The sequence below is a fragment of the Shewanella sp. cp20 genome (assembly GCF_000832025.1).
Taxonomy (GTDB): Bacteria; Pseudomonadota; Gammaproteobacteria; order Enterobacterales; family Shewanellaceae; genus Shewanella.
Window position 1 is genome coordinate 159,691 of the sequence record NZ_JPII01000026.1, and the last position, 25,531, is coordinate 185,221.

22 protein-coding genes are annotated in these 25,531 nt (G+C 53.7%); 8 read left to right on the forward strand and 14 right to left on the reverse strand.

What is annotated here, in order from left to right:
• Window positions 1-110: 110 nt before the first annotated feature.
• The gene (gene lgt / locus DB48_RS09510; protein WP_443018633.1) at window positions 111-875 is read left to right on the forward strand and encodes a prolipoprotein diacylglyceryl transferase; all 765 of its coding nucleotides are present in this window, start codon (window positions 111-113) and stop codon (window positions 873-875) included.
• 150 nt (window positions 876-1,025) lie between these two features.
• Entirely contained in the window at window positions 1,026-2,216 is a 1,191-nt protein-coding gene (locus tag DB48_RS09515; RefSeq protein ID WP_041510047.1) for a potassium/proton antiporter, read from the forward strand.
• Window positions 2,217-2,303: 87 nt separating this feature from the next.
• Here DB48_RS09515 and DB48_RS09520 read toward each other — a convergent pair whose 3' ends face one another.
• The 4 genes from DB48_RS09520 to DB48_RS09530 form a co-directional block, all read right to left on the reverse strand.
• Window positions 2,304-3,317 (reverse strand): WD40 repeat domain-containing protein, encoded by a 1,014-nt coding sequence (locus DB48_RS09520; RefSeq protein WP_082035618.1) that lies wholly within the window; start codon window positions 3,315-3,317, stop codon window positions 2,304-2,306.
• Between the two features lie 141 nt (window positions 3,318-3,458).
• Entirely contained in the window at window positions 3,459-4,046 is a 588-nt protein-coding gene (locus DB48_RS09525) for an oxidative stress defense protein (protein WP_327270589.1), read from the reverse strand.
• On the reverse strand, window positions 4,046-4,174 hold the full coding sequence (locus DB48_RS20555) for a hypothetical protein (protein ID WP_327270591.1): 129 nt from the start codon (window positions 4,172-4,174) through the stop codon (window positions 4,046-4,048). Before DB48_RS20555 ends, DB48_RS09525 begins: the two co-directional genes overlap by 1 nt.
• A 459-nt stretch (window positions 4,175-4,633) precedes the next feature.
• Window positions 4,634-4,879 carry a DNA-binding protein gene (locus tag DB48_RS09530; protein WP_041510048.1) on the reverse strand — a complete coding sequence of 82 codons (246 nt, stop codon included), beginning with the start codon at window positions 4,877-4,879 and terminating at the stop codon, window positions 4,634-4,636.
• A 518-nt stretch (window positions 4,880-5,397) separates the two neighbouring features.
• Between DB48_RS09530 and DB48_RS09535 the strand changes: the two genes are divergently transcribed.
• From DB48_RS09535 to DB48_RS09545, 3 genes are read left to right on the forward strand one after another with little or no spacing between them, the layout of a single operon-like run.
• Window positions 5,398-6,126, forward strand: a complete 729-nt coding sequence (locus DB48_RS09535) for a basic amino acid ABC transporter substrate-binding protein (RefSeq protein ID WP_041510049.1) — start codon at window positions 5,398-5,400, stop codon at window positions 6,124-6,126.
• A 6-nt stretch (window positions 6,127-6,132) separates the two neighbouring features.
• A complete protein-coding gene (locus DB48_RS09540) occupies window positions 6,133-6,813 on the forward strand; it encodes an amino acid ABC transporter permease (protein ID WP_041510050.1) in 681 nt (226 codons plus the stop codon).
• Window positions 6,806-7,531: an amino acid ABC transporter ATP-binding protein gene (locus DB48_RS09545; RefSeq protein ID WP_041510051.1), complete on the forward strand. Its 726-nt coding sequence runs from the start codon at window positions 6,806-6,808 to the stop codon at window positions 7,529-7,531. The genes DB48_RS09540 and DB48_RS09545 overlap by 8 nt, the downstream gene beginning before the upstream one ends.
• A 13-nt stretch (window positions 7,532-7,544) precedes the next feature.
• Here the strand turns inward: DB48_RS09545 and DB48_RS09550 are convergent, their stop codons facing one another.
• From DB48_RS09550 to DB48_RS09565, 4 genes are all read right to left on the reverse strand, one after another.
• Window positions 7,545-8,540 carry a diguanylate cyclase domain-containing protein gene (locus tag DB48_RS09550; RefSeq protein WP_041510052.1) on the reverse strand — a complete coding sequence of 332 codons (996 nt, stop codon included), beginning with the start codon at window positions 8,538-8,540 and terminating at the stop codon, window positions 7,545-7,547.
• Window positions 8,541-8,791: 251 nt separating this feature from the next.
• The gene (locus tag DB48_RS09555) at window positions 8,792-12,358 is read right to left on the reverse strand and encodes a zinc-dependent metalloprotease (protein WP_041510053.1); all 3,567 of its coding nucleotides are present in this window, start codon (window positions 12,356-12,358) and stop codon (window positions 8,792-8,794) included.
• Between the two features lie 37 nt (window positions 12,359-12,395).
• Window positions 12,396-13,181, reverse strand: a complete 786-nt coding sequence (locus DB48_RS09560) for a hypothetical protein (RefSeq protein ID WP_152619128.1) — start codon at window positions 13,179-13,181, stop codon at window positions 12,396-12,398.
• Window positions 13,182-13,398: 217 nt separating this feature from the next.
• Window positions 13,399-13,833: a hypothetical protein gene (locus tag DB48_RS09565; protein ID WP_152619129.1), complete on the reverse strand. Its 435-nt coding sequence runs from the start codon at window positions 13,831-13,833 to the stop codon at window positions 13,399-13,401.
• 620 nt (window positions 13,834-14,453) lie between these two features.
• Between DB48_RS09565 and DB48_RS09570 the strand changes: the two genes are divergently transcribed.
• The gene (locus tag DB48_RS09570; RefSeq protein WP_041510056.1) at window positions 14,454-15,515 is read left to right on the forward strand and encodes a glucosaminidase domain-containing protein; all 1,062 of its coding nucleotides are present in this window, start codon (window positions 14,454-14,456) and stop codon (window positions 15,513-15,515) included.
• Window positions 15,516-15,529: 14 nt separating this feature from the next.
• Here DB48_RS09570 and nrfD read toward each other — a convergent pair whose 3' ends face one another.
• The 4 genes from nrfD to DB48_RS09590 form a co-directional block, all read right to left on the reverse strand.
• Entirely contained in the window at window positions 15,530-16,471 is a 942-nt protein-coding gene (gene nrfD / locus DB48_RS09575; protein ID WP_041510057.1) for a cytochrome c nitrite reductase subunit NrfD, read from the reverse strand.
• Window positions 16,468-17,160 carry a 4Fe-4S dicluster domain-containing protein gene (locus tag DB48_RS09580; protein WP_041510058.1) on the reverse strand — a complete coding sequence of 231 codons (693 nt, stop codon included), beginning with the start codon at window positions 17,158-17,160 and terminating at the stop codon, window positions 16,468-16,470. Before DB48_RS09580 ends, nrfD begins: the two co-directional genes overlap by 4 nt.
• Window positions 17,161-17,170: 10 nt before the next feature.
• Window positions 17,171-17,632 carry a cytochrome c3 family protein gene (locus DB48_RS09585; protein WP_041510059.1) on the reverse strand — a complete coding sequence of 154 codons (462 nt, stop codon included), beginning with the start codon at window positions 17,630-17,632 and terminating at the stop codon, window positions 17,171-17,173.
• A gap of 98 nt (window positions 17,633-17,730) precedes the next feature.
• Entirely contained in the window at window positions 17,731-18,240 is a 510-nt protein-coding gene (locus DB48_RS09590) for a DUF2726 domain-containing protein (protein WP_041510060.1), read from the reverse strand.
• A 411-nt stretch (window positions 18,241-18,651) separates the two neighbouring features.
• On the opposite strand from DB48_RS09590, the gene DB48_RS09595 reads away from it, so the two are divergent.
• Entirely contained in the window at window positions 18,652-19,596 is a 945-nt protein-coding gene (locus tag DB48_RS09595) for a LysR family transcriptional regulator (RefSeq protein ID WP_327270602.1), read from the forward strand.
• A 67-nt stretch (window positions 19,597-19,663) separates the two neighbouring features.
• Here DB48_RS09595 and DB48_RS09600 read toward each other — a convergent pair whose 3' ends face one another.
• Both DB48_RS09600 and DB48_RS09605 read right to left on the reverse strand, forming a co-directional pair.
• Entirely contained in the window at window positions 19,664-20,656 is a 993-nt protein-coding gene (locus tag DB48_RS09600) for a LysR family transcriptional regulator (RefSeq protein ID WP_041510062.1), read from the reverse strand.
• A gap of 254 nt (window positions 20,657-20,910) precedes the next feature.
• Window positions 20,911-24,210, reverse strand: coding sequence for a DUF2339 domain-containing protein (locus DB48_RS09605; RefSeq protein ID WP_041510063.1), 3,300 nt, complete (start codon window positions 24,208-24,210; stop codon window positions 20,911-20,913).
• A 653-nt stretch (window positions 24,211-24,863) separates the two neighbouring features.
• Here DB48_RS09605 and DB48_RS09610 point away from each other — a divergent pair.
• Window positions 24,864-25,313 carry a hypothetical protein gene (locus DB48_RS09610; RefSeq protein ID WP_052813736.1) on the forward strand — a complete coding sequence of 150 codons (450 nt, stop codon included), beginning with the start codon at window positions 24,864-24,866 and terminating at the stop codon, window positions 25,311-25,313.
• Window positions 25,314-25,531: the final 218 nt, after the last annotated feature.

Sequence of the window (25,531 nt, forward strand, 5' to 3'; positions counted from 1 at the left end):
CCACAAGACCTTGAATAAGCAAGTCGAAGCGCGTAAAACTGCCAGTCATCAGAGGTATTTCTTGGTCTCAGGCGAGGGAGTTTAGGTTTTTGGATCACTTTATTTGGAATATGGACCCTGTGTTGGTCTCCTTCATGGGGCTGACGATTCATTGGTATGGCGTGCTGTTTGCCACGGCGATCGCCGCGGGCTTTCAGGTGATGAAGCGTATCTATGTGCGTGAAGGGCTGGATGTTGAATCTCTAGATAACCTATTGATCTATTGTGTAATAGGCATAGTGGTAGGTGCCAGGTTAGCCCATGTGCTGTTTTACGATCCCAGTTACTACTTCTCTCACCCGGCCAAGATATTGGCTATCTGGGAAGGAGGGCTTGCCAGCCATGGCGGCGGCCTGGGGGCGATTCTGGCGCTCTACTATTATCATCGTAAGATGAAGCTGCCTTTCCTGTTTCTATTGGATCGACTGGCGATCGCCACGGCGATCTTCGGCTTCTTCGTGCGTATGGCTAACTTCGTCAACTCGGAGATCCTCGGAGTGCCGAGCGACAAGCCCTGGGCCATCGTCTTTGAGCGGGTGGATAGTTTACCGCGTCATCCGGCCCAGCTCTATGAGGCCCTGGCCTACCTGACTATCTTCATCGCCCTTTGGGCTATCTACAAGACCACAGAGATGAAGCAGAAGCAGGGTGCGCTGTTTGGCCTCTTCCTGGTGTGGGTGTTCAGTGCCCGTTTTGCCATCGAGTTCGTCAAGGTGAAGCAGGCGGCCTATGCCCAAGACTGGACCATGAGCGCCGGGCAGATGCTGAGTATTCCCTTCCTGCTGGTCGGCGTCTTCCTCTTGGTGAGACCCTATCTGACGGCTAAGGCGAAGTAGCCCGTTTTAAAGCCCGACTCAGGTCGGGCTTTTTTTCAATTAAAAACCGTTAATCAACCCCTTAACCCATCTCGAAAGTCAGTTTCCTCTGCTAAAATAGTTCGGCAAATCGCTCTGTGCCCGCCTATTTTATCTACCAGAAGGAGACCTATGTCCTATCAGATCATCTTGCTTGGGATCGCCGCGCTTATTGCCGTTGGGATCTTGCTGCATCACCCCTCGAAGACCCTGGGCTTGCCCAGTCTGTTGATCTTTATGGGGGTAGGTCTGAGCCTGGGCAATGGCGAGTTTAATTTTGTCTACGATAACCTCACCCTGACCTCAACGGTCGGGGCGGTCGCCCTGAATATGATCGTCTTTGTCGGCGGCATCAATACCAAGACAAAGAGCATCAGGCTGGCCTACAGGGAGGGCGGGGTGCTGGCGACCCTGGGGGTGATGCTGACCACCTTGATTCTGGGAGCACTCCTCTATCCGCTGACCGACTGGAGTCTGGTGATCTGTTTGCTGTTTGCCGCCGTGGTCTCCTCCACAGATGCGGCGGCCGTGTTTTCGATACTGGAATCTAAGAAGCTCAAGCTCAAGGAGCGTACGGATACCGTGCTGGAGTTCGAGTCGGCCACCAATGACCCGGTCGCCCTGGTGATGGTGATGATACTCACAGGCATCGCCCTGGCACCGGCCGCGCCCGTGTCACCCTGGGCGATAGCTCAGATGCTGGGGCTGCAGATCGTCTTAGGGGTAGGCGTCGCCTTCGTGGTGGCCAAGCTGGCGGTGTGGGCGTTAAACAGCATACACCTGGAGGAGTACGGTCTTATCCCTGTGTTTGTGCTTGCCAGTTTCGTGTTGGCGGCCTACGGCAGCGAGCTGGCCGGCGGCAATATTCTCATCGCCTCCTATGTGGCTGGCGTGGTAATAGGCAATGGCATGCACAGGGGCGTGGAAGTGACGCGGCATTTCTTTAATAGCCTCTCCTGGCTGGCGCAGTCGCTGATGTTCATCATTTTGGGGTTACAGATCTTTCCACAGACGCTGTTTTCCGTGTTCACCCTGTCGCTGCTCCCGGCGGCATTGTTGATGCTGGTGGCCCGGCCTTTGGCGGTGCAGATCTGCTATCTGCCGTTTCGTCAGGCGAGCTGGAAGAAGCGGCTGTTTATCTCCTCCATCGGCCTCAAGGGGGCGACCCCTATCGTCTTCTCACTGATCCCCGCGGCGGCCGGTGTCGAGGGGGCGGTGGAGATGGTGCATCTGGTGTTCTTTATCGTGCTCTTCTCCATCCTGTTACAGGGAGCGGCCATAGAGCCACTGGCCAAGCGGCTTAAGCTCAACCGCGACAGCTAGTTGTTTAAATGAGTTGCTTAAGTTAGTTGCCTAGGCTAGTTGTTTAAGTTAGTTGCCTAGGCTAGTTGTTTAAGTTAGTTGCAGAGATTAGTTGCTTAGTCCCCAGTGCTCCAGGGCGCCGTCGGAGCTAAGGGTGATGAGCCGCTGGCCGTCGCTCACCATATCCAGCACTGTGGTGCCCATAGAGAAGGGGGTGAGCCGCCAGTGTGCCAGCTCCTTGCCTGTGGCCACCTGCCAGCGAGAGATCCCCTGTTTCGAGGTGGCGGTGATCAACTCATCGCCCCGATGAATGAAGAGGGCGCGGCGAAAATAGCGGTAGCGCTCGAAATAGTTCAGCTGACTCAGTGCCTCGCCAGTGTCGAATGCCAGCAGTTGGTGGTTATCCAGGTTGTCGGCGAAGAAGATGCGCCTGTCTGCCTCATCGAAGGCCAGGCTGGTGATCCGCTGAGGCAGAGAGAACTGCTTGATGATCTTTCCGCTGGCACTTTCCCACCAGAGCACCTTGCCATCGTGGCCTGCGGACAGCAGGCGATCGTCCGTGGTGCCAAATTTCAGGAAGGACACCTCGGTGTCGTGTTGTTTAAACAGAGAAAAATGCTGCGCCGTGAGATCCACCAGGATCACGCTGCCTTCGTTCATGCCGATGGCGATACGTCTTCCCGTCTGATTGAGTGCCAGGGTCGAGATGCTGGCATAGTCGTTAAAGCCGTTGACCTGCCAGGTCAGCTGGACATTGCCTTGGGTAAGGTCGATGAGGCTTATCTGACGCTTGCCGGCATAGGCCAGAAATCGATTATTGCCCGACAGGGCCAGTTGATAACCTGGATGCTCGAAGGCGGTCGCCGGCCAGTGAAAACGCTGCTTGCCTTCGGGGAGTGTCCAGACGCCGAGATCCCGGCCGCGACTCAGGGTGACGGCTAGGCTGGCATCGTTTGCGAGCAGGCCGTCCACCAGGCTATCCTCCACCAGGCGCTTGAGGCTAAGTGGCTGCTGGCTTGGCTGGTTTTCCGAGCAGGCGCTCAGGCCTAGTCCGAGGGGTAGGCAGAGGCTTGAGAGGATAAGGAACCTTTGAAGCCAAGGCCTAAATAAGTGTTTAAACAAGGGCTTAAGCAAGTGCTTTAACAAGCGCCTAAATGAAATGTGCATGCTCTGCAGAATTATCGGTATTTCCCTGAGCATAACACAAGCCAAGCCCGCTGGCGTCTGCCGGCGGGCCTGAGCGGTTCGGGTCTTGCCGGAGCATTACTTGAGGCGGTAGATCACCTCGACGCGATCGCTGATGCTGGTCTGCGCCTCCTGGTAACTCTCGGCAATATCACCACGGGCGGCGGCGCTCATCTTATACACCATGGGGCGCACCGGGCCCTGTGCCTGGTAGCGGATCTCCCACACGCCATCCAGGCGCTCGCCGAAGCCTTCTGCCAGTGCCGCGGCCTTCTGCTTGGCATCCTTGATCGCCATCAGTCTGGCCTGCTCTATCATTTCCTGCTCTTTGCTGGACTTGAAGTTGATCTGATGGATGCGGTTGATCCCTTGCTGTAGGGCGCTATCGAGCAGGTCGTTCAGCTTATCCAGTGCCCTCAGGGTAACCACCACCTGGCGACTGGCACGGTAGCCGATCTCCTTGTTGGTACGCGTCTCCGGGTCATACAGATACTCGGGCTGCAGATTCAGGTTGGCACTGTGAATATCTTCGCGGGCGATACCTGACTTGGCCAGCCTAGCCAGGAAGTCGCTGACCGCCTTGTCAGAACCCGCCTTGGCCTTAGCCGGGTTATCGGCCTTGGTGACCACCTCGACGGTAAGCTCGGCCATGTCGGCCTTAACCACTAGCTCGCTGGTGCCGACGGTTTCGATATGGGGGAATTTGAGTTCTGCGGCCGCAGCGCCGGCAGGGCCAGCAGGCTGCCGGTGAAAACCAGTGAACCGAATAGGGTGGCAATCAGGGTCTTTTTCATCGAATACTCCAAACGCTCTATAAAGTTAGCGGATATGAATCAGTTGTTTGAGCATATAGACGGAGCGGATCTGAAAAGGGGTTAAATAAATTGAAAATTTTTTCTTGGGGCGATTTGGCGCTTTGCCTAAAAGAAAAAACCTGGTGATAGAGCGTCCTGCCTATCACCAGGTGAAAGCGCCTTTGGGGGAGCGCTTGGGAAGCTGCGAATAAGTCCTTGTGGGACTCGTTTGCATCTTCCCTAGAGGTGCCACCTGTAAAACACCTCTTTTAAATGGCTTTGGGATTCAGGCCCGTCGTCGGTCTCTGGCCCTCGACTTAGGCTATTATGTTTGCTGCCCTCTAACCTGAGATCCCATGCTTCCTGCAGACCACTTATTCCGTTGTTTTCTTATATTATTGTTTTCTTATTCTACAGTTATCTTGTTCTGTCGCCGTCCTCGGCGCTTGGTAAGCCGTCTCATCCCTGAATGAGTTTTAGCTCACGCATGAGTTGATTGAGTTGTAGGGTGAGGCGGTCTATTTCCGCCCTTAGCACACCCACGCGTCCACCTTGCTGCTCGCTCTGTCTGACCAGTTGATAGACCGTCTTGGTGGAGACACCAAACTGTTTGGCGACCTCTGACAACAGGCAGTTATTGCTTTTGACTTCGGTGACGATCCGCTCTGCCATCTTAGGCGTGATACTCTTAGATACTGTACTCATCTGTGACTCCTTATGGATGAATCCGCGTGTTTGCCTATTCGACGTCCCACTGGCTGATGCCGAGGTGAAGGATAAACTGCCAATCTTCGAAGCGGCTGACCGCCAATAACCAAGGTTTCATCTTCTACTCCTTATGGGCTTAAATCAGTCTCTGGTAAGCCCGCCTCAGCAACTACCTATAAAGTAGTATGTAAGTTCTGTGCCAAGTTTATAAAAATAACCTAAATTATTGATTTTTAACAGTATATACTATTTTTGTTTGGGGCGGTTGAGTGTGATCAGGCGCACAGCGCTCACCAACTTGGTGCTCTCGTGACTTGCATTGGTGCAAGTCTGCCGTTGGCCACAAGGTCGTCCCTTGCTGGGCGGACTACACTGATTAATAGCGGGGCGTATGTTAATTAAAAGCAAACAAAGTGACTAAATAGTCATTTTTATCGCATAAGTATTGACTGTGTGAGATGGGCTGCCTATAGTCGTTGCCAATTCGGTGACTATTCTGAGCAAGCGAGTAAATAATGAACAAATCTATCATGTTAGCCTGTTTTTCAGCCCTGTTAGTGCTGAGTGGCTGTGGCAAAGAGCAAGATTATCTGGTGGTCGGCACCAATGCGGCCTTCCCGCCCTTCGAATATGTGGGCGGCGTCAGTGGTGATCAGGTGATGGGGTTCGATATCGATCTGGCGCGTCAAATAGCCGAGGATGCAGGCAAGACCCTCAAGGTGGAGAACATGAAGTTCGACTCGCTGATCGTGGCCCTGAACGCGGGCAAGATAGATATGATCGCCTCTGGCATGACCATCACCCCTGAGCGCCAGGCCAGCGTGAATTTCTCTGAGCCTTACTATGAGGCGACCCAGGTGGTCTTGGTCAACAAGCAGGATGACAGCATTCACAGCCTTGCGGATCTCAGCGGTAAACACTTCGCGGTGCAGCTGGGCTCCACCGCCGACATGATGGCCAAGAAATATACTCAGTCGGTGACCGCCTTCAATACCGGCTTCGAGGCGATCATGGAGCTGAAGAACGCTAGGGTGGATCTGGTACTGTTCGATAGCGAACCGGCCGCCAACTACCTGGCCAAGAACCCTGATCTAAAGCTCATTACCCTGGACTTCCCCCCCGAGTTTTACGGTTTCGCCGTGGCCAAGAGTCAGCCCCAATTACTGGCCAGCATCAATCAGACGCTGGCAACCATGAAGCAAAACGGTGAATACGACGCCCTGCTTGCCAAGCATATGAAGTAGGCCGCCATGTTAGACGCAATTAATACCTCACTATTTACCCCCATAGGCGAAGATGGCCTCATAGGCATCTACCTGATCCTCAATGGCTTAAAGGTGACCCTGATCGTCACCCTGTTTGCCATGATCTTGGGGGCCATACTGGGTGTGGCCACCACACTGATGAAGATGTCCAGTCGCTGGTATCTGCGCTGGCCCGCCAACCTCTACGTGGGGGTTATCCGCGGCACGCCCGTGGTGGTGCAGTTGGTGATTCTCTACTTTATCGTGCTGGCCACCTGGGATGTAGACAAGGTGAGCGCCGCCATCATCGCCTTCGGCCTCAACAGCGGCGCCTATATCTCGGAGATCATCCGCGCCGGCATACAGGCGGTGGATAAGGGACAGATGGAGGCGGCCCGCTCCCTGGGGCTGTCTCAGGCGGTCACCATGAAGGAGGTGATTCTGCCCCAGGCAATTAAGAACATACTGCCCGCCCTGGGCAACGAGTTTATCGTGCTACTGAAAGAGACGGCGGTGATAGGCTTCATCGGCGGCGTGGATCTGATGCGCTCGGGCGAGATCATCCGTAGCCGCACCTTCGAAGACAGTGTGCCCCTGTTTACCTGTGCACTCATCTACCTGGCGTTGACCTACAGTTTTACCTTTATGTTGTCGAAGTTTGAGAAGAGGCTTAAGCAAAGTGATTAAGATCAGCAATCTGCATAAATATTTCGGCGACAACCAGGTACTCAAGGGGATCGACGAGTCGATCGCAAGAGGCGAGGTGGTCAGCGTCATAGGTCCCAGCGGCAGCGGTAAGAGCACCTTTCTGCGCTGTATCAACCTGCTGGAACAGCCCACCCAGGGAGAGATAGTGATCGACGGTCAGTCGATCACCGCGCCGGGTGCCTGTATCGACAAGCTGCGGCAGAAGGTGGGTATGGTGTTTCAAAACTTCAACCTGTTTCCCCATAAGACGGTGCAGCAAAACATCACCCTGGCGCCGGTAAAGCTGGGGCTGATGAGCCAGGCCGATGCCGACAGTGAGGCGATGAGGCTACTCGAGCAAGTGGGGCTGAGCGATAAGGCGAGCGCCTATCCCGCCAGCCTGTCAGGCGGTCAGAAACAGCGGGTGGCCATCGCCCGCGCCCTGGCGATGAAGCCCGAGCTGATGCTGTTCGACGAGCCGACTTCGGCGCTGGATCCTGAGATGGTGGGCGACGTGCTGGATGTGATGAAGCAGCTGGCCCAGGCGGGGATGACCATGGTGATCGTCACCCACGAGATGGGGTTTGCCAAGGATGTCTCCGACAGGGTGATCTTCATGGATGGTGGCTATGTGGTGGAGAGCAATGTGCCCGAGCAGCTATTCGGTCAACCCCAGGAGCCTCGCACCCAGGCGTTTCTGAGTAAGGTACTCAGATAAGCCTGAAGGGATTTTACTGCTCGGCGTGCCAGAATTGGTAGTCGTGCTTGCCCTTGGCCTTGACGCGATACATGGCGGCATCGGCAAATTCGCAGGCGCTGGCAAAGTCATCGCTCGAGGTGAAGCAGTAGATGCCGATACTGAGGCCGAGTTTAACCTCTGTGCCCTCTAAGATGATTGGCTGACGATAAACATCCAGCAGAGACTGGGCCCGTGCCTGCAGCAGCGTCTGGTCTTGGCTGGGGTGCAGGATCAAAAACTCATCGCCGCCCAGGCGGGCGATGTCGGCCTGGGTGCCAATCACGCCTCTGAGGGTGTCGGCCACATGGATCAGCAGGTGGTCGCCAAACTTGTGGCCCAGCTTATCGTTGAGCTCCTTAAAGCCATCGAGATCGATGAAGAAGACGCTCCCGGCGTCGTGCCGGTATTGCTCCTCGAAGGCCTGGGTGATCGCCTTGCGGTTGCTCAGGTTGGTGAGGGGGTCGCAGTGTGCCAGCTCTGATAGCTCCTGCTCGTAACGCTTCTCTTGGGTGATATCCATATGCGTGCCCATCATCCTAAGTGGCGTGCCGTCACCCATGCGCTCGACGATACGGCCGCGATCCGACACCCAGGTGACCGAGCCATTCTTGTGGATCATCCGGTGCACCGCCTGATAGTAGTCGGACTTACCCTCCACATGATCTTCGAAGGCCTTGATCACCCAATCTCTGTCCTCGGGATGCAGATTCCGTTTCCAGCTGTCCACATGGGCCGCCAACTCTTCACGGCTAAAGCCCAGCAGCTCGCCCCAGCGCATGTTAAAGATGGTCAGGTTGCCACTGGGGATATGTTGCTCCCACAGGCAGAGACGGTTGCCGTCCAGCGCCGCGAAGAGTTTCTCTTCGGCGCGATCATTGAGTAGCTTCAGCTTGGCGTTTTCGCGTTTGAGCGCCGCATTTTCGGCTTTAAGCTCGGCAATGAGGTCGGTAAGCGCTGACTGATTGGATGCTTGCTCATCCGGCTCCATCAGTGGGGATCTCCTATACATTTATCAAGCATAAGTTAACCATTATTGGGTAGCGAAACAACTGTTTAAACAAGATGATACATTTCGCTACGTTTGTTGCAGCCCAGGCCTGGCAACCGATTCGGTGAGGTTTTCATGAAGAGTAGAGATGACCTCCATGGATTTTTTTGGCAAGGTGCACAGCTAAGTGGTTAGCACCAATAAAAAAAGAAGCCGCCTGTCGGCTTCTTTTGGGTTGAATAAACCAGACCTTAGAGTACAGGCAGGTAGGTGATCACTCGCTCATCGCGGGCGATGATTGGGTCGACCACCAGTTGCTGGAAAGTCTCTCCCTTGCTGTTCATCTGATGCTTCATCAGCTCGGGTGAGTCGGCAATAAGCGCCTTGAGGGTGGTAATCTGGTCAATCAACATGAGAGCCAGCTGGTTTTCTTCCGTGGCGACATAGATTTTACCCTGCAGGGCGATCTGCTTGCTGGCGGCAACGGCGTCGCTGGCAAGATGGATGCCCACATACTCGCGCCAGACTCTGGCCTTCTCCTCACCACGATAATCACTATCACGTGACGCTAATACCACTTGTTTGAGCATCATCTGCAGCAGGTTGCTCTTACCCTTCATCTCATAGCTGCTCTGGGGGAAACCGAAGTAGCGTCCCAGGGAAGTAGCATAGCTAGGAAGCGCCTCGACATGCTGGTCGGCATAATCGACGTCGTTGACATAGTACTTGGCATCCACCGCCTTACAGCTGTCGCTCAGCACCGGCTTGGTCAGATACTGGTTGATATCCTGAACCGTGTTACCCATGGTCATCTGGCACAGCATGCCTTCGAGTTGCTCCTTCACCTTAGGATAATCTGCCAAGGCGTAGTAGGTGCGACCAGTGGTGCTGCGAGGCGACTTGCGGGTTAGCAGCTGACGCATTGCCAGCAGTTTATCTGGCCACATGCCCAGCACGTCACGCTCGTTGACATAAGGGTGGTTCGGGCTCGACGCTGGGGCCTTGATGCCGTTAAGCAGGCGTCCCTTGTTGGCAGTGACGTCGGCATAGAGCAGATCCTGATAGGCCTCGACGATATCGGCCTTGAGTAGCAGCTCTTTGAGTTTTTCAGGCGCTTGCTCGTAGGCGGTGACAATTTGACCCAGCTCGAAGCCTTCATCCAGTTTGCTGGCATTGAGGCGATAGAGGCGAGTCAGGATATCTTCCAGTGAGTGTACCTTGGTCAGCGCACGGCTATCGTCGCTGTTCATTCGGTAGGTCACATGCAGATAGATGTCGTTGAGACCGGCTGCAGTGAGGAAGGTGTCGGCAGCTTTTTCGACCGCCCTTTGTGAGGCGCAGAACCAGTAGTTCTCATGGCCGGGACAGAATTCGGCGAGATCGTTTTGATCGAAGGCAAACAGCTCTTCTACCGTGGCGGTGTCTTCGACAAACTGACGTATGTCGCTAAAGCCTCGCAGACGATTGATGGTGTAAGGCAGAATATGGTCTTCGAACAGGGTCTGACGGTTATGACGCACGTTCATGGTGTCATAGCTGTCGTGGTAGCTGTCGATATAGTACTGCACGATATCATCGTTGTTGGTACCGGCATCGAAGCGGTTACAGTTGCTGTTGAGCGACACATGGCCGTCGGTGCAGAAGGCAAAGTAACGCAGATCATGCTCTTTGCCTATCTGATGCAGGGCACCATATTGGATCTCGCCCGTGATGTTGCCCTGACTCAACTCTTGGCGACGCTTGGCGTCGGCGGCTTCGAGCGAGACCAGGCTACCGTCTTGGGTCTCTACCTGGCGACCATAGCCGAAACGCAGTGCGGCCAGATCGTACTTTTGGAAGGTGGTGGCGAAACGGTCGGCGTTATAATCCATCTGGCTGGAGAAGTCGGCCTTGACCGTCAGATGAGGATAACCCGCCTCGCTAAAGGCCTGGCTGAACTTAGCAATCTCCTCCTCGTTAAAGAAGTTAGCTTGATCTCGGCTACCGGCAAAGTTATGTCTCAGTCCCAGGGTATGACCCAGCTCGTGGGTAAGGGTACCGGCAAACGCCTGCGCCGCCAGCTTAGTGACCAGTTCGGCCTGGAAGCTGGTGGGCATGGCTTCGATATCCCTTAGCTTGCCGCCTATGATACCGCCGACCCAGAAGTTGGTGTCTTTCCAATCGATCTCATAGCCCTGAATGCCCCGTGGTAGTTCACGCAGTGCACCGCCTGTCAGCCCAAAGGCTTGATCGACGCTCATCAGGTTATGTTCTGCCCAGAAGGCTTCGGTCTTATTGTGTTGATTGACCAGTTCCTCGAAGGGGGCATTGTTGGCATCATCGGTGGAGAGATCTGGGATGACGGTTTGCGGCTGCGCCTCGGTGCGCGGTTGCTGAACCATAGGATCTTGGCTGGCGCTGTTTTGCTGGGCAACCAGCTTATTGGCCGCAACCTGGTTGGCGCGATCCACAGCCTCTTGCGAAGGCGTATAGTCAACGCCGGTGAGGTCTTTAACCGAGTTGGCATCAAGCATGCCGCGGTTATAGTCCAGCTGAACCCTGCGGTAGTAGCGCGTCGATCCTTGCTGTAGGTTGGCACTGTATTGGTCAACTCGGCCACTGACTATTTCGCCGGTCAGCGGGTTGGCGGCAGAGGGACCATAGCCCGCCAAGCCGTTATCCAGTGGCTCGTCAAACAAGGTGATGTTACTGTAACGCAGATCCCCGTGTCTGTGTTCGTTTGCCTGGGTCAGTTTAAGTTCGGGCAAGCCGGTTTCGAATAACTTGTTCTGGATGTTGATGGCGGCAATGCTCTGCTTAGCCGCATCCAGGAAAGGTTTATTCTTAGGTTCGAAGAAGTTGTTACTCAAGTAGTAGGTGATCGCCTCCTTCTTCGGATTGAAATGGTTTAGGTACTGACGGATATAACCATCTTTACCGTCGGCGTTGTTGCCATCGCGATATTCGTGCTGGGTACGGAAGAAGCCAAAGGTGCCATTTTCATCTTCGCTATAAGGGATGGTGACAAAATCTTTGCTGGCCAGCTGATCCAGTGCCACGACCGAGATATATTCGGTGGTGGTGAAGGAGAGGTTATCGAAGCTGCCCTTGAAGAACTTACCGAAGCAGGCTGGATTGGCTTGATAGGTGTGCTCGATCTCGAAGTTAATCACCCCATTGGCGAGATCCATCTCGTAGCCTTTCCAGTTACCATCTTTCACCAGATGGGCTGACTCGGTTTCAGTGGTGCACTGCTTGAAGGTGACCAGATCTGTGTAGTTCTCTTCGGCGATCTGTGCACCTTCAAACTTAGGAATGAAGAACTTCTTCTGATCCCAGGTGATGTTGCGATCTGTGACTTCCTCTTCGCGGTTGGTGCAGTCCCCCCAGTTGTCTTGTTGGCACTGGAAATCGATGTAATCGCCGGGAATCGTGAGCACAGGCGCCTTGTTGTACTCGTTGTCGTAACGCGAGTCGTGATCTAGGCCTATGTTGTCTCTGTCGATTTGGCGTAGTTGAATGCCGTTTTCGGTCATGCGCAGGGTCACCAGTTTGGCTTCGCCCTGAGAGAAACCATGGATAGGTGCCGAGTAACGTGGTGCTTCACCTAAACTACGGGTGTAGAGAAAGAGTCGTTCGGGCTGCTTGGTGGCTAATTCGCCCGTGGTGGTTGAGGAGGTGAGCTGGTCACCTTCTGCGCCACTGGTGGTGGCATCTTTGAAGTCTTTGACGGCGATCATTCGCTCATCTTTCTTGACCTCCTGATACGGCTCGTCGGTGCCGCAGGCGCTTAATCCTATCGCGCTCAAAATGGCGATGGCGACAGTACTCTTGTACATTGAAACCTCTCCTAGTTGTTTAATTTATAAGTGTTTTTTATAAATATTTGGTAATTGACAGATAAAAGACGGAATTGCGTTCGTCGTAGAGCGTAAAGCCGTGAGACGGGCCGCGATCCGGGTCGAAGAAATAGCCGCTGTTGTTATGGCCGATGGCCGCAACCCAGGTGGGGGCGAACGACCAACCGATCTCTTCGCTGATGGTGAAGCGGTTGTCGTAACGACTGGTGTTGAAGGGTTTGTTCATCGCGTAAGAGGCGTTAACATCCAGGTACCAGTTGTCGATGAATTGCCAGGTGGCGTCGGCCAGCAGGCTGATGCTGTGCTCGATAAAGTGTTCGCCGTGACGGCCTATCTCATGCTCATAGGCGTTATATTTCAGCCGTGGTGAGAGATAGAAGTTCCAGTCCTGGTTAGGGCGGTAGAAGAGGTAGCCTGCCAGTCTCGGCGCAGCCCTTAACTTGTTTTCTTGGCTGGTGTGGCCCGTAGGCAGGTAAACCCCGGCACTGCCTACATAGCTCCAGTCATTTCCCAGTGCTTTCGCGGGCGTGCGATACTCTAAAAAGGTGTCGTAGAAATAAGATTGGTTGTGGCGCGTCTCTACCTCGCCGCCGCTGGAGAGACGAAGGCTACCCCAGGTGTCGCGGTAGGCAATTCTGCCATTGGCACTCAGCGCCTGATAGGAGCTGGGGGCCGATTGTTCGAAGGTGTTACTGGCAGCGCTGGCGCTGACATAGCCTGACCAATGAGAGGTGTTAGTGTCGATGGCGGCAGCAACGTTTTCATTGTCTGCCAGTACCTGATTCGACAGCAGCATACTCATTATTAGTCCCAGGGATACTTTTGCATGCCGTGTAGTGGAGCGCGCGCAATAATTCGCACTCGACAGACGTGAATGTGCATAAGGCATTAAATAAACCTCATTTTAATAAGTTGGAAGATTCAGCCAAGCTCAAGAATAATTTGGCTAGATTTTTTAGATTTGGTTATTGGCGTGTATATAAATGGCAAAAGTTACCTTTATATTTACGCTGGTGGCTCTATGAAGGCATGCCCTTAATCGGCTTGATCCAACTCATGAGTAGTGAGCTAGATTCCAAAATACTTTTTGGGGTACGGTATTTTCTCTGGCCATAACAAGGAAGGCCAGCCGAGAGAAATAATAGGCAGAAGATGACGACAGTCTGTGTCACATTGCTGTTTTGGCTTTCGTGGGTTTCACCGTTTAGCTGAAAGATGCTGTTATCTGGTTGCTGGTAATTGCATTGCCTGAGCAATGAGATGAATGCTGTTTGTCCTGAGGGGGCAACCTCCTTGGTGGCGAGGTTATCTCCTTGAATAGCACCACAGATCAACGTCTTGCCTGAGCTGATACTTTGCTCATCAGCCAGTAGGCTGGCGCTCAGGTGGCTGAGTACCAGCAGGCCAAGCAAGAGAGTTAAGCTCGATAGTGTGACAGTTCCTTGTTTCAACATATAACCAGCTAAGTAGAAATTAATATATCGCCGAAATGATACAAAAAGATACATTTAAATTTGAGACGAATATTCAATGTATGAAACAGGCAAAATTTAATCAATATTAAAATAGCATTAACCTAAATATTGTGGGTCTTATCACATTCAAGTACGTTTTTACCTCTTTAATTTAAAACTTGTTAACCTTTTCTTATCCACCTGTTTACGCTTTCTGCTGGGTTACGTGTTTTTCTAAATTAGATTGATTTTGTGTAGTCTATTTTAAATAAAGTATTTAAGGCGATTTTTTGAATAAGATTTTAATATAAAATCTTTTGTTAGACTTCATAGAGAGTTAACTAGGGTACATGATGAGTTTTATGCAGAGTTAAATAAAAGATTTATTTAATTAAGGGAATAATCTATTACATTGTTAATGTGCGCTCTCATTGCATGGGGCCATGCTGTCAGTTGAGTGTTGAGACGACAACAGCTCGGTCTTGTATTGATCGTCTACGCACGGCTGCATAACTAAACAGGAAGGGTCACTAGAGACTCAGGGAATAAGATAGATTAGAGTAAACAAAGAAGTGGAGGCGCCAATTGCTCTCTGTCGTTACCAGTTACAGGAAGCCGATATGTCGAAAGAAAACCGCCTAAACAAGATGATTTTGCCTATGTTGCTTGTGGTCGCCGCGTTGGCGATACTCTGGGCGCTCTGGTATCGCCCGAGCGAGGATAGCCAACTATCGGCCGCGCTGGCCGCCGCCGGGCTGGAACCGCAGGTCGAAGATGCCAGTAAGCTGGCCACTCCTGCCGATAGCCAGCAGACCCAGACCAGTTTCAAGACGGTCTCCGAGGCGCGGCCGACTCAGGCGCCTGAGGATGTGGTATTAAATTCCCTCGATGAGCTGATCGCCCTGTTTGATCGCCTGGACTATAACCAGGCAGCTTGGCAGGCGGGCAATCGTGAGGTCCCCAGGCTCACCTTCGAGGCCGTGAGTGAGCGCTGGCAGCAGACCTCGTCGCAGATCCCGGTGCAGCTCAAGAAGATGGTGTTTTTTCGCCTGATGGCGCCGCTTATCCTGGTGGCCAATGAGAAGATATTGCTGGAGCGGCAAACCATCGCCGAGGCCGAGTTAGATGCCCCCGAGTTGCTGGCCCTGGCGCGTAAGTATCGCCTGCTCGATGAGACGGTAAGCAGCCTGACAGAGGCGCAGCGCCAGGCGCTGCTGCAGCGGGTGGATATCATGCCGCCTTCATTGGTGCTGGCTCAGGCGGCGGAGGAGAGTGGCTGGGCCACCTCTCGCTTTACCGTCGAGGGCAACGCCTTCTTCGGGCAGTGGGACTTTAGTGGCAAGGGGATGAAGCCAAAGGAACAGCGTAAGGAGCTGGGCAACTATGGCCTGGCCCGTTTCGACACACCGCTGGCCTCGGTGGAGGGCTACCTGCTTAACCTCAACACCAACAACGCCTATCAGTCGCTGCGGGACCTTAGGGCGCAGCTGCGCGAAGGCAACAAGCCGATCACCGGCCTGGAACTGGCGGGCACCCTGGAGCGATATTCCGAACGAGGTCAGGCCTACATAGACGGGATTCGCCACATGATCCGCTACAACGGCCTGGATCAGGTGGATGAAGCCTATCTGAGTGATGGGGCGCCGCTGCATCTCATTAGTGCAGACGACGCCCGCGAGTAAATGGCCAGTGAAGATTAGATCCCCGTCATCTGGCCGGTATAGAGGATAAAGTTGCGCAGCAAGAACACCCCTATCAGGCTGAAGCTGGCGGTGACCGCCACATAGGCGAACTTACGATCTGCCGAGACCTTCATCCACAGGTTGAAGGCCAGTGGCAGGGTGAGGCCTATGCCGATCACGCCGGCCCAGAATATCCAACCCCAGAAGCCGAAGCCTAAGGCATTGAGCGCGGCGACCTGGCTCTGACCGCCGGAGAGGATCAAGCCGGCGAAGAAGGTAAACAGCAGGCCGATCTCCACCAGGATCAGCGGGATCTCTATGCCGTGGATGAAACGCACCTCGACACCGTTGGGGTTACCCCGAAGCAGTACGCCACCCAGCAGGGTTGCGGCGGCGCCGGAGGAGAGGCCGGAGATCAGGAACAGCAGCGGCAATACCGGATTGTTTAGCAGCGGGAAGCCGATCAGCGCCGATAGCAGGAAACCTGTGTAGGCCCCAAGCGAGATAGCGAGGATCACCAGTATGCCGGTGATAGCCGCCTCCTGCTGAACCAGCCATTGCAGAAGCCTGTTGGCGATAGGCAGGCGCTTATCCAGTAGCTGAGTGATGCGGCGCTGAAAGACGCAGGCTATCCAGGCAAACAGCACCAGCTGATAGGCCATCAGTACCAGCACCCCCATAGACATCACAGAACTGGTGTTGTAGAACACCAAGATCTTCCAGAAATCCAGTGGCCGGGTGAGGTCGAATACCAAGATACCCAGGCCGCCAAACACCGCCACCGGGGCGATGATGGCCGCCGCCTGTACGAAGGGCGAATGCCAGGCCTCGTGGGATAACTTGAAGTGTTTCAGCATGATGGCGAAAAATACCGCCCCGGCAGACAGGCCGGCGAGGAAGAGGTATATGGCGATAGGCCAATGCCATACCAGGCCTTCGAAATGAAAAGCACTCATAGCATTATCTCCCCATCTATGGTTTGAATGTGGAACAGCTTAGGCCGGGTGCCCAGATCCACCTTGGCGCGGTAACTGGGCCTGGTCTTCAGCAGCTTGACCAGATCCGATTCGGGATCCTTGAGGTTACCAAAGGTCAGTGCCTTGGTGGGGCAGGCCTCGACACAGGCTGGTTGCAGCCCCTGTGCTAGGCGGCTCTGCTGACAGAAGTCGCACTTGTCGGCGGTGCGGGTCTCGGGGTGAATATACCTCACCTGATAGGGACAGGCGGCGATGCAATACTGGCAGCCGACGCAGCGGTCGCTATTGACCGCGACTATGCCCGTCTCCTTATCGATATAGGCGGCGCCTGTGGGGCAGACCCGTACACAGGGTGCGGCTTCGCAGTGCTGACAGGAGACGCGGCTGAAGCGGTAGCTCTGATCGGGATACTCGCCGAAGGGCCCCTTGCGTTCTATCTTCACCCGGGTGACGCCCTCGGGAATATGATTGACCTCACGGCAGGCCTGGACGCAGGCGTTGCAGCCGATGCAGGCATTCTCGTCGTGCACCATGGCGTATTTGAGCTCGCTTTCCTGCTCGGGCTGCAGCAAGGATTCGGCCTGGGGTGTGCGGGTGACACCATACACAGAGACACCGGCCAGTAGTGCCCCCACTCCCTTGAGAAATTGGCGTTTAGAAACTTGCATCACAGGCCTCCTATTGTTCGACTTGGTGGCAGCCGACACACAGCTGGCTGTGTTGTTGCGTATCGAGCGACAACATGGGATCTGCCTCGGGATGGAGTCGATGACACTGATCGCAGCCAAGGCGGTTGGCATGCACATTGTGGGTCCATTCGACCTCGCCCAGCGCCTGATGATCGTGACAGGTTAAGCAGACGGCGCTGCGTTGCCGAGCCGTGAAGGGGCTATCGGGCCCAAAAGCCATGATGGTCGATCCCTTCTTGGGATGGCTGCCTTTGGGGCCGTGACAGTCCTGACAGAGAATGGCGAGGCCGTCGCTGGCATGTATACCCTCGAGCTGGCCATTGCGTTTATGACACTTGATACAGCTGCGGCTGGCCAGCTCGTCGGCGGCTAAGGCGTTGGGCGTTAGGCCCACCAGGCCAAGTGTTAGGACGCTGAGCAGCAGAGTAGTACAAGGGGTAATTTGACACATAATGCATCCTTACACCTCAGTGAGCATGACGTTGTGGGGAAAGATGAGCGTCAATGGAGGGGTTGACGCTCGTCAATACTTGCTGTGACAGGCGCTCATCAGGCGGCGAGTGCTGTGCGCAGCAAGGCTTCGTCGCAATGCTTGTCTTTGTCGAGTTTAATGAGCTGTACGCCAATGTAATCTAAACATTTTTCGACAAACTTCATCTGCTCTGGAGAGCTGGCCGCAGGGTCGCTCACCACGAGTTTGACTGCAGAAGATTCGTTATCGACGACCACGTAATCCAGGTGACAGTGCTCCATGAAGTCCTGTACCTCTTCGTGGTTCTTGAGGGAATCATCCAAGTCGACGACATTCACCAGTGACGCGCCGTAGAGGACATCGTAGCGATTGGCGGCGATGGCCTTTAGGCCTTTGAGAAACTGCATTGAATCCTTGTCGAGCAGGTGAGGCTTGATGCTTACGCTGGCATCGACCAGCTGAGTCTCATTTGATCTAAAGAACTTGATGCAGGTCATCACGAAGGTCACGATGACGAGAGGACAAATGATAAACAAAACAAAGTACATAAATGCATAGCTTAAAATAACGGTAGCGGTGGCGTTCATGATAAACCTCCAAGGTTATTTTGATTTTTAACTCTCGATTTAATTATTACCCTATGGGGCTTAATTACAATAACTATTGAAATCGGATTATTAAAATTTAGCCTTGGATCAGATGCTTATTTTTAGCTATTTCATTTTGTAGATAATCAATAATTAGATATGTGGTTTTTAATTATCGAATATCTAAGATTGTTTGTGGGGTATAAGTTATTTTGCATGAAAAATAGTCGCTTGCAAGTTTTTTGTAAATGATTGAAATTTAGAAGTATGATTTAGATCTGTTTTATTTGTTTTATTAAATCAGAATAAAAGTATTGTCGGCTTAATAATATTTACTATACTCTCAATGGGTATATTCGATGTCGAGAGAGGTATTTTGAAATGAAAAATATGACTCTAGATAGTTTAGATATGCTGAGCGCCAATATATTAGTTAATTTGTATGAAAAGCATTCCGCTTCTTCGGTCGCGATGGAGATGAATATACCCGCCCCCAAGGTAAGCCGCTGTCTGCAGCATGCCCGAATGATCTTTAACGATCCCTTGTTTATTCGTAAGAAGCATGGTCTGGAACCCAACGATTTTACCCGTCAACTCTACCCTCTGGTGAAGGCGCTGGTGCAATGTGGCGAGCAGCTGCATCAGTTGGAGATCTGTCACGATCAGGCTGCTAGCCAGATCATGGTGCTCTATGTCAGCGATCTCTTGATTGCCGAGCTGCCTCAACGCCTGAGCGGCGCCATCAGCGAGGCACGGCTGCCTATTAGCTATGAGCTGCGTAGCGGCAGTGTGGATCTGGTGGAAGATCTGGCCCAGGGGCTTATCGATCTGGCAATTGTCAGCGAGTCTTCGGATAAGGCACTGCAAGATGACAGGCTCAGTGTCGAACCACTCAAACAGTTAACCCATCTGTATCTGCTCTGCTCCCTCAAGCATCCCCTGCTGCAGCAGGAGATCAGCCTGGCCAATATCGCCAACTATCCCTACCTCAGCGCATTCGGCCAGTTTGATAAGCTGGCGCCGGATCCCTTCCAGCGATACTGCGCCCAACACAAACTCAGCTGCCATCCTGCGCCCACCGAGATAGGAAGAGAGGGGCTGGCCTTTAATCAGCTTTATCGGTATCTGTCGGACGATAAGACGGTGAGCCTGCTGCCTTACAGCAAGGTATACGAACACAGTGAGCTATTACCCGGCCTGCATGTGTGCTGCTTGTCGAGCATGGATACCAAGAGTCTGTATCAAGATCAACCCTATCCCAGGCTCTATATGTTGAGCCGCGGCGGTCGCGGCGCTACCCATCTCGACTGGCTAAAGCAGGAGATAATTCAGCTGATCAAGCAGAACGTGCACTAGCCAGCGCATTCGGCGCGGCCTGTAGCGGCTAAGTGTTAGTGGCGGTTAAACTTATCTCTGTGCTTGTCTAGGCTTGGTCCAAGGCCTGTGCATGGGGGGCGCGCTTCTGGGTCACTTGAGTACAGTGAGCCTGCATCTCGAGTAATTTCTCGGTTAAAATTCTGCACAGACAGTTCACCAGCTCAGGCTTGATCCCCTTGTGACAGTGCAGATAGTAGCTCTGCGTCTCAAGGTCTGTGGTTTCTAACCAGATCTTAGAGATATCCAGGTAGTCCACGTCGTCGCGATTTTCGAAATAGCTCATGGACATGGCCGAGGAGAGCAGGGCGATATCTTCGCTGTGACTGACATGATCCACCAACATCCTCAGGCTCGGGCTCTTGAGGGCCACACGGATCTCTATCTGCCTGGCTCTGGCATACACCTCTATGGGATGCGGTTCCTGCTCCTGCAGGTGGGTGTTAACCAGGGCGATAGGGTAATCAAACATCTGCCGTAGCGGATCTTCGCTGTGAAGAATGGGATGATCCTGGCGGGCGACGATGAAGAAGTGGGTGATATCCCCCAGCTTAAAATTGTTCACCATGGGGTGGTTGATCGGCTCGGTGGAGATGCTGCAGTCGACCTTGCCCTGACACAGGCGTTGATTGACCCTATCTGTCCAGGGTTGAATATTGATATTGACCCCCCCCTCGATGCAGTTGCAGGTGTTGTGTACACAGTTCATCGCCATCAGCGACCACTGCTCATAGATGGCGACACTGAGTTGATAGGGCTCGGCGGCCTTGTCTATGGTGGCGGCCACTATCTTGTCGTACTGCTCGACTATGGTCTTGACCATGGGGTAGATGGTGAGGGCGACCTGATTAGGTTCGAAGCCATATTGCTGACGGATAAAGAGCTCGTCTTCCAGCACCTCCCGCAGGCAGTTCAGGCTGCGGCTTACCTTAGACTGAGTGGTACGTAATCGCTCGGCCACCGCACTGCCACTCTTGAGTTCAACCAGTCCGATAAATACCTGCAGGGTATAGTAATCGAGTCGGCTCACTTTCTTTAGCATGACATATCCCTCTATCGGCAGGTTTCGATGACGTTAACAGGCAAAAATAATAGATCTTATGCCTAAAAATTAACCAGTTGATGAAGATTTCTTGTAGCACGAATTGGTTAAAAATTCTGCGGGTGACATCACAGTTAGCCGGTGGTAAGCCTTCCACTAGATCTTCATCAAAGTCTGCCTATACCGAGCTTTGAGAGGAGTAAACCAAAGATTCCCCCTGTGGCCGCCTTAACTGCCACAGGGGGAAAGAGTGACTATTGAGGCGTCGGCAGGCGGTTCTTCTGCTTCTGGTAGAAGTAGGCCACCGTCAGCAAAATGATGCCTATGATGATGAAGGCGACCACCTTCTGCACCAGCACGAAGGAGGCCATGTCGATAAACAGCACCTTGAGACAGGCGAGACCAAACAAGATGCCGGCCAGTCGTACCAGGCTGGCCTGTCGAGGCCGCAGGCTGAGGAACATGAGCGCGCTGCCATGACTCACCAGCAAGATGCTGCTGATGGGCGCGGCGATCTGATCGCCCAGCTGATAGCTCCAGATAAAATAGCTCACCGCCAGCAGGCTGTGCCAGCCCCATAACAGGGCGGGTTTTGGCAGCAATTTTCTGTGCGCCTGAATCCCCAGTCGCTTGCCCTTAAGGTACCAGGCTAGTAGCAGCAGAATCCCCAGTTCGCTGAGGCTAAACAGCAGGCTGGTGGTATCCAGCCCCAGGGGGCGATCACCGTGCAATATGATGGGCACCAGCGACAGCGAGATGAGCGAGGCGTAGGCCAGGCCATAGCCGGGTCTTAGCGCCTCGGCGAAACGTCTGCCCAGGGCATTGTCTCGCTCAAGCAGCAAGGCAAAGTAGGCCGTTAACCCGAGGAACACCAGCGTCCAGCCCGGGGCGATGAGCCCGGACAGGGACTGCACGGCAACGGCGACTACCAAGGCAAAATAGAAGGGGCTCAGGTGCCAGGGGAAGCGCAGCAACAGGCGCCAGCGGCGGTTGAGTCCTTGATAACGGATGAGCACGGTTGCCATCGCCAGCGCGCCCAGGACGAGGGCGATTAGCCCCTGCCATTGGTTGTCCAGGCAGCTCACGGCGGTGAACAGCATGGCCGTTGCGGTCAGTATTTGCGTCTCAATCACCAGGCTCCTATGGCGCACGAACCTCGCGAGGCCGAGGGCCATGGCGCTGGCCAACCAGAGGTAGATGGGCAGCAGCTCCAGATAGCTGCGAAGCACCTTGGGCAGCAAAATGAGTGGCACGGCCAGATAACAGCCCAGTTGCACATAGTAGGCCACACGCACCAGAGGCGATTGCGGGTAGTATTTTTTGTACCAGTAGTAGGCCAACAGCAGACTGGTAAACAGCTCTATGCGTGCCAGTTTGACGTTGAGTGGCTGATCGGCAAAGGCGAGGCTGTTAGCCTCCACCATGCCGATTAACACTAGGCCACCCAGGGGCACCAGCCATAACCAGGCCATGATCTCGCTAAAGCGCAGTTGTTGTTGCCTGCCCAGATAGAGCAGCATCAGAGCCAGGAGTGGCAGGGTATTGAGATAGTATTCCTCACTCAGGCAGCTGGCGATAAATAGGCCAGTGAGTACCAAAAATTGACCCAGGGTGCCCTGTAACGCGCGAAAGAACCCCTGCTCGAATCTGTGCAAGGGGGCTTCTAATGTGTTCATCCAGCGGATCGCCTGAAAACAGGCGCCGCAGCTCAGCACCATGGCGATGGCCAGGGTGAGTTGCTCGGTCAGGCTGAGCGTCCCTTGCAGCGGGATGTCGAACAGGGTCTGCAGATTGCTACCCAGAGCCAGGACCAAGATCAGATAGGCCTCGGTACGAATGCTGATAAAGTCGTGCTTACAACCTAGCCAGAGCAGCAAAAGTGCCTCGATCAACAGCACCAGACCCAGCAGATCGGCGCTGATGAGGTAGAGGGCGGCCACCCCGGCAAACACCCCGGCCGCGGCCAGCATCAGTGGCGCGATCAGGGTATCGCGCCTTATTTTCCAATAGAGCAGGGCGCAGACGAGGGCATTGGCGACGAAGAACTCGCCGGCGTAGGCGGTAAACTCACCCAGGGTGTAGAGGGTAAAACAGAGCATGGCGACTGGCACCATCAGCAGGCGCGCATTGGGCCTTTGCTTGACCTGTAACCAGAGGCTGCCAAGGCCATAGAGGTAGAAGAGGGCGTTGATGCCCGCCAGTGCCAGCATCTCCATGGGGCCGATGGGGGCCAGCGGCAGAAACAGGAAGAAGCTCAGCAACTGGACGCAGGCGATATGCAGCAAGGCCGTGATCTCGATAAGCACCGGCCAGTTCAGCTTGTGACTCTGGATGAGCGAACAGACGCCTATGATGAGCAGGTAAGGCAGATAGAGCAGCGGAGCCTGGCTGGCATCGAGCAGCATAAGCGGCGCCAGCGAGCCGCCACACAGGGCGATGATGGCGACCACCTTGGTCTCCAGCTTCATCGCCAGGCCGTAACCCAGCAGGGTATTAATCAGCATCAGCGAGAAGGCCGCGCTCTCGGGGATCAGCTCAAAATAGGGGCCGAGGAAATAGATACAGAGGTAATTTAAGATGACGCCGAGTCCGACTATGCCCGAGGCATAGTCCTCCATACCGGGCCTGGCCCGCCGGATAAAGAGGCCGCCGGCAATGACGGTATTGGCCGTTACCAGGCCGAGAAGTGCCTTACCCAGCTCGGAAAACCAGTGGTTGATGGAGTATTGCAGCAGGTAGCCAAAGCCCAAGGTGAGGGTGATGATGCCCGCCAGTGTCATCAGAAACACCGCGCCCTGTCCCTTAGCCTGATAGTGCTGATAGAAGGCTTTGGCCTGCTCGCCGAGGCCGCCGAAGGGGCCGAGCAGCAGGTTGACTAGTTGTCCCAGCGAGCCCTGCAACTGAGCCGCCGAGTTGGCGAGCTGCTGGCTTATACCGGGAACGGCGGCCTTCTGTTTTGTGGTTTTGTTTGAGCGAGTCGGAGCTTGAGCCTTAACTTGTTCCTGTGCCTGAGGAGCCTGACGCTGCCAGGCGTCGTGGCGATAGCTGGTATCGGCCTGCTGATTGAGTTCGCCTTGCTGGGATGACGGTGTCTGCTCTAACTCTAGCTGCTCTAACTCTAGCTGCTCTGACGGTAACGGCTCTGACTGCGCCCGCGCTGCTTGTGAAGGCTCTGGCTGGAATTGCGCTGACGCTAAGTGAGTTTGCCCAGGCTGAGTTTGTGCAGGCAGGGTTTGTTCAGGCTGAGTTTGTTCATTCAAGGCTTGTCCGGCATGAGTTTGCCGTGACAGCTGTTGGCTTGAGTGGCTTGGCGCCGATGTTGAATGCGCAGATGTTGAGTGCGTAGAAGTTGAATGCGTAGAAGTTGAATGCGCCAGATCTGAAGCCTCGGGCTGGTCGTAGCCCTCTAGGGCATCTATCCGCGCGTTCAGTTCGGCCAGCTGTTGGCCAAATTGCGTCAGCTGACGGGTGAGCGCCGCCTGATCCGATGCCTGTTGTGATTGCATCGCCTCTAGGGCCTGAGTGAGCTTGCTGACATCTTCCTTCAGTGTCATCGCCTTTCCTTTGGTCTTGCCAACTTATCCTAAGACTTATCATTGTACTTGTAGTATAGGCACTTAGGGAAGTGGTTGAATTGGCTCTGAGATTTTAAGAGGGGATCTGGGATGGTGTGGCCTGGCGGTCACTTGGTCGATTTCCAAACTTCGTTTGGATTAAGGTCGTGGGGAGCTTCCCTCGTTGGGACAGATACGGCCTTACGGCCGAGAAAGTCGTGGAACTCCGTTCCACACCAGGGCAAGAGGGGGATCTCCAGCAATCCCCCTCTTGCATCTCCCCGTGCCGCCCCCGACGAAGTTGTTGATCCTCATGCTTCAATAAAAATCGCCTAACGACTCGGATGGGACTCCTGTCCCCCCGAGTCTTAGCCATCGTCCATGATGGCTATACGGCATTTTCATCTGCGCATTTCGGCAACTTCGATGGGGATTTATTGTATCCACAACCCGCATTTAATTTTGGGGGCTTATGCTTTGTTCTCCCCTCAAAATCCCGTTTAGTCGTCGGCAACTTCGATGAAGATTTGTTGTAGCCACAATCTGTGTCGTGGGGCTCTAGTGCTTTTGGTGAGATTGTGAAGGTTGAGGTGCCAAATTTTGTACTGAGGTGGTAGCATTCTTTAAAGCTTAAAAGGAATTTAGGTTATTCGATGAAACTTGTACTCCAGATCACCTTAGGAATCTTACTGGCGGGAATAGTCACTGCCATTATCAATATTGCCTATGTTAATTATCTTGCCTATGAGGCAGATCGCTTCTTAGAACAACAAGCCAAGTTGCTGCGAGAACAGGTTGAAGCGCAGAAGGCAGCGGAGAAACAGCGTCGAATAGAGGCTTTTAAAGCAAGCTATCTTGCCGAGCAAGAAAAGAAAGCCAGAATAACGAGCAATCAAGTTGAGCGTCAGAAACGTGACCGAGCGTGGAAGAGTTATTATGTTACGCCAGACGAGTGCAGAAGCTTTAAAAATGATGCGCATATGGTTCGTTGCGTGAATCACAAGATCGATGCAAAGAAAGAGTTTGATAGGCTTTATGCCACGGGAGAGATGATTATTTCTCCGCCTTCCAACCATTCAGATAATCTTTTCAATCTGCAATAGCCTTAAAACTGGTTGTTTGCTCTTTTTCCAAACTTTGTTTGGATTAACGTCGTGGGATTCCATCCCACACCCGGGCAAGGAGGACTGCTCGTCCTCGTCCTCCTTGCATCCTCCCAAACGCCCCGACGAAGTTGTTGATCCTCATGCTTCAATAAAAATCGCCTAACGACTCGGATGGGACTCCTGTCCCCCCGAGTCTTAGCCATCGTCCATGATGG

What these genes read in the sequence shown, in the direction of transcription:
- DB48_RS09590 (WP_041510060.1), bottom strand. Translation starts at nt 18,240, where the DNA reads ATGAACGCCACCGCTACCGTTATTTTAAGCTATGCATTTATGTACTTT.
- DB48_RS09610 (WP_052813736.1), top strand. Translation starts at nt 24,864, where the DNA reads ATGAAACTTGTACTCCAGATCACCTTAGGAATCTTACTGGCGGGAATA.
- DB48_RS09605 (WP_041510063.1), bottom strand. Translation starts at nt 24,210, where the DNA reads ATGACACTGAAGGAAGATGTCAGCAAGCTCACTCAGGCCCTAGAGGCG.
- DB48_RS20555 (WP_327270591.1), bottom strand. Translation starts at nt 4,174, where the DNA reads ATGAAAAAGACCCTGATTGCCACCCTATTCGGTTCACTGGTTTTCACC.
- lgt (WP_443018633.1), top strand. Translation starts at nt 111, where the DNA reads ATGGACCCTGTGTTGGTCTCCTTCATGGGGCTGACGATTCATTGGTAT.
- DB48_RS09560 (WP_152619128.1), bottom strand. Translation starts at nt 13,181, where the DNA reads ATGAGTATGCTGCTGTCGAATCAGGTACTGGCAGACAATGAAAACGTT.
- DB48_RS09570 (WP_041510056.1), top strand. Translation starts at nt 14,454, where the DNA reads ATGTCGAAAGAAAACCGCCTAAACAAGATGATTTTGCCTATGTTGCTT.
- DB48_RS09540 (WP_041510050.1), top strand. Translation starts at nt 6,133, where the DNA reads ATGTTAGACGCAATTAATACCTCACTATTTACCCCCATAGGCGAAGAT.
- nrfD (WP_041510057.1), bottom strand. Translation starts at nt 16,471, where the DNA reads ATGAGTGCTTTTCATTTCGAAGGCCTGGTATGGCATTGGCCTATCGCC.
- DB48_RS09515 (WP_041510047.1), top strand. Translation starts at nt 1,026, where the DNA reads ATGTCCTATCAGATCATCTTGCTTGGGATCGCCGCGCTTATTGCCGTT.
- DB48_RS09550 (WP_041510052.1), bottom strand. Translation starts at nt 8,540, where the DNA reads ATGGAGCCGGATGAGCAAGCATCCAATCAGTCAGCGCTTACCGACCTC.
- DB48_RS09600 (WP_041510062.1), bottom strand. Translation starts at nt 20,656, where the DNA reads ATGCTAAAGAAAGTGAGCCGACTCGATTACTATACCCTGCAGGTATTT.
- DB48_RS09585 (WP_041510059.1), bottom strand. Translation starts at nt 17,632, where the DNA reads ATGTGTCAAATTACCCCTTGTACTACTCTGCTGCTCAGCGTCCTAACA.
- DB48_RS09595 (WP_327270602.1), top strand. Translation starts at nt 18,652, where the DNA reads ATGCTGAGCGCCAATATATTAGTTAATTTGTATGAAAAGCATTCCGCT.
- DB48_RS09555 (WP_041510053.1), bottom strand. Translation starts at nt 12,358, where the DNA reads ATGTACAAGAGTACTGTCGCCATCGCCATTTTGAGCGCGATAGGATTA.
- DB48_RS09580 (WP_041510058.1), bottom strand. Translation starts at nt 17,160, where the DNA reads ATGCAAGTTTCTAAACGCCAATTTCTCAAGGGAGTGGGGGCACTACTG.
- DB48_RS09530 (WP_041510048.1), bottom strand. Translation starts at nt 4,879, where the DNA reads ATGAGTACAGTATCTAAGAGTATCACGCCTAAGATGGCAGAGCGGATC.
- DB48_RS09565 (WP_152619129.1), bottom strand. Translation starts at nt 13,833, where the DNA reads ATGTTGAAACAAGGAACTGTCACACTATCGAGCTTAACTCTCTTGCTT.
- DB48_RS09535 (WP_041510049.1), top strand. Translation starts at nt 5,398, where the DNA reads ATGAACAAATCTATCATGTTAGCCTGTTTTTCAGCCCTGTTAGTGCTG.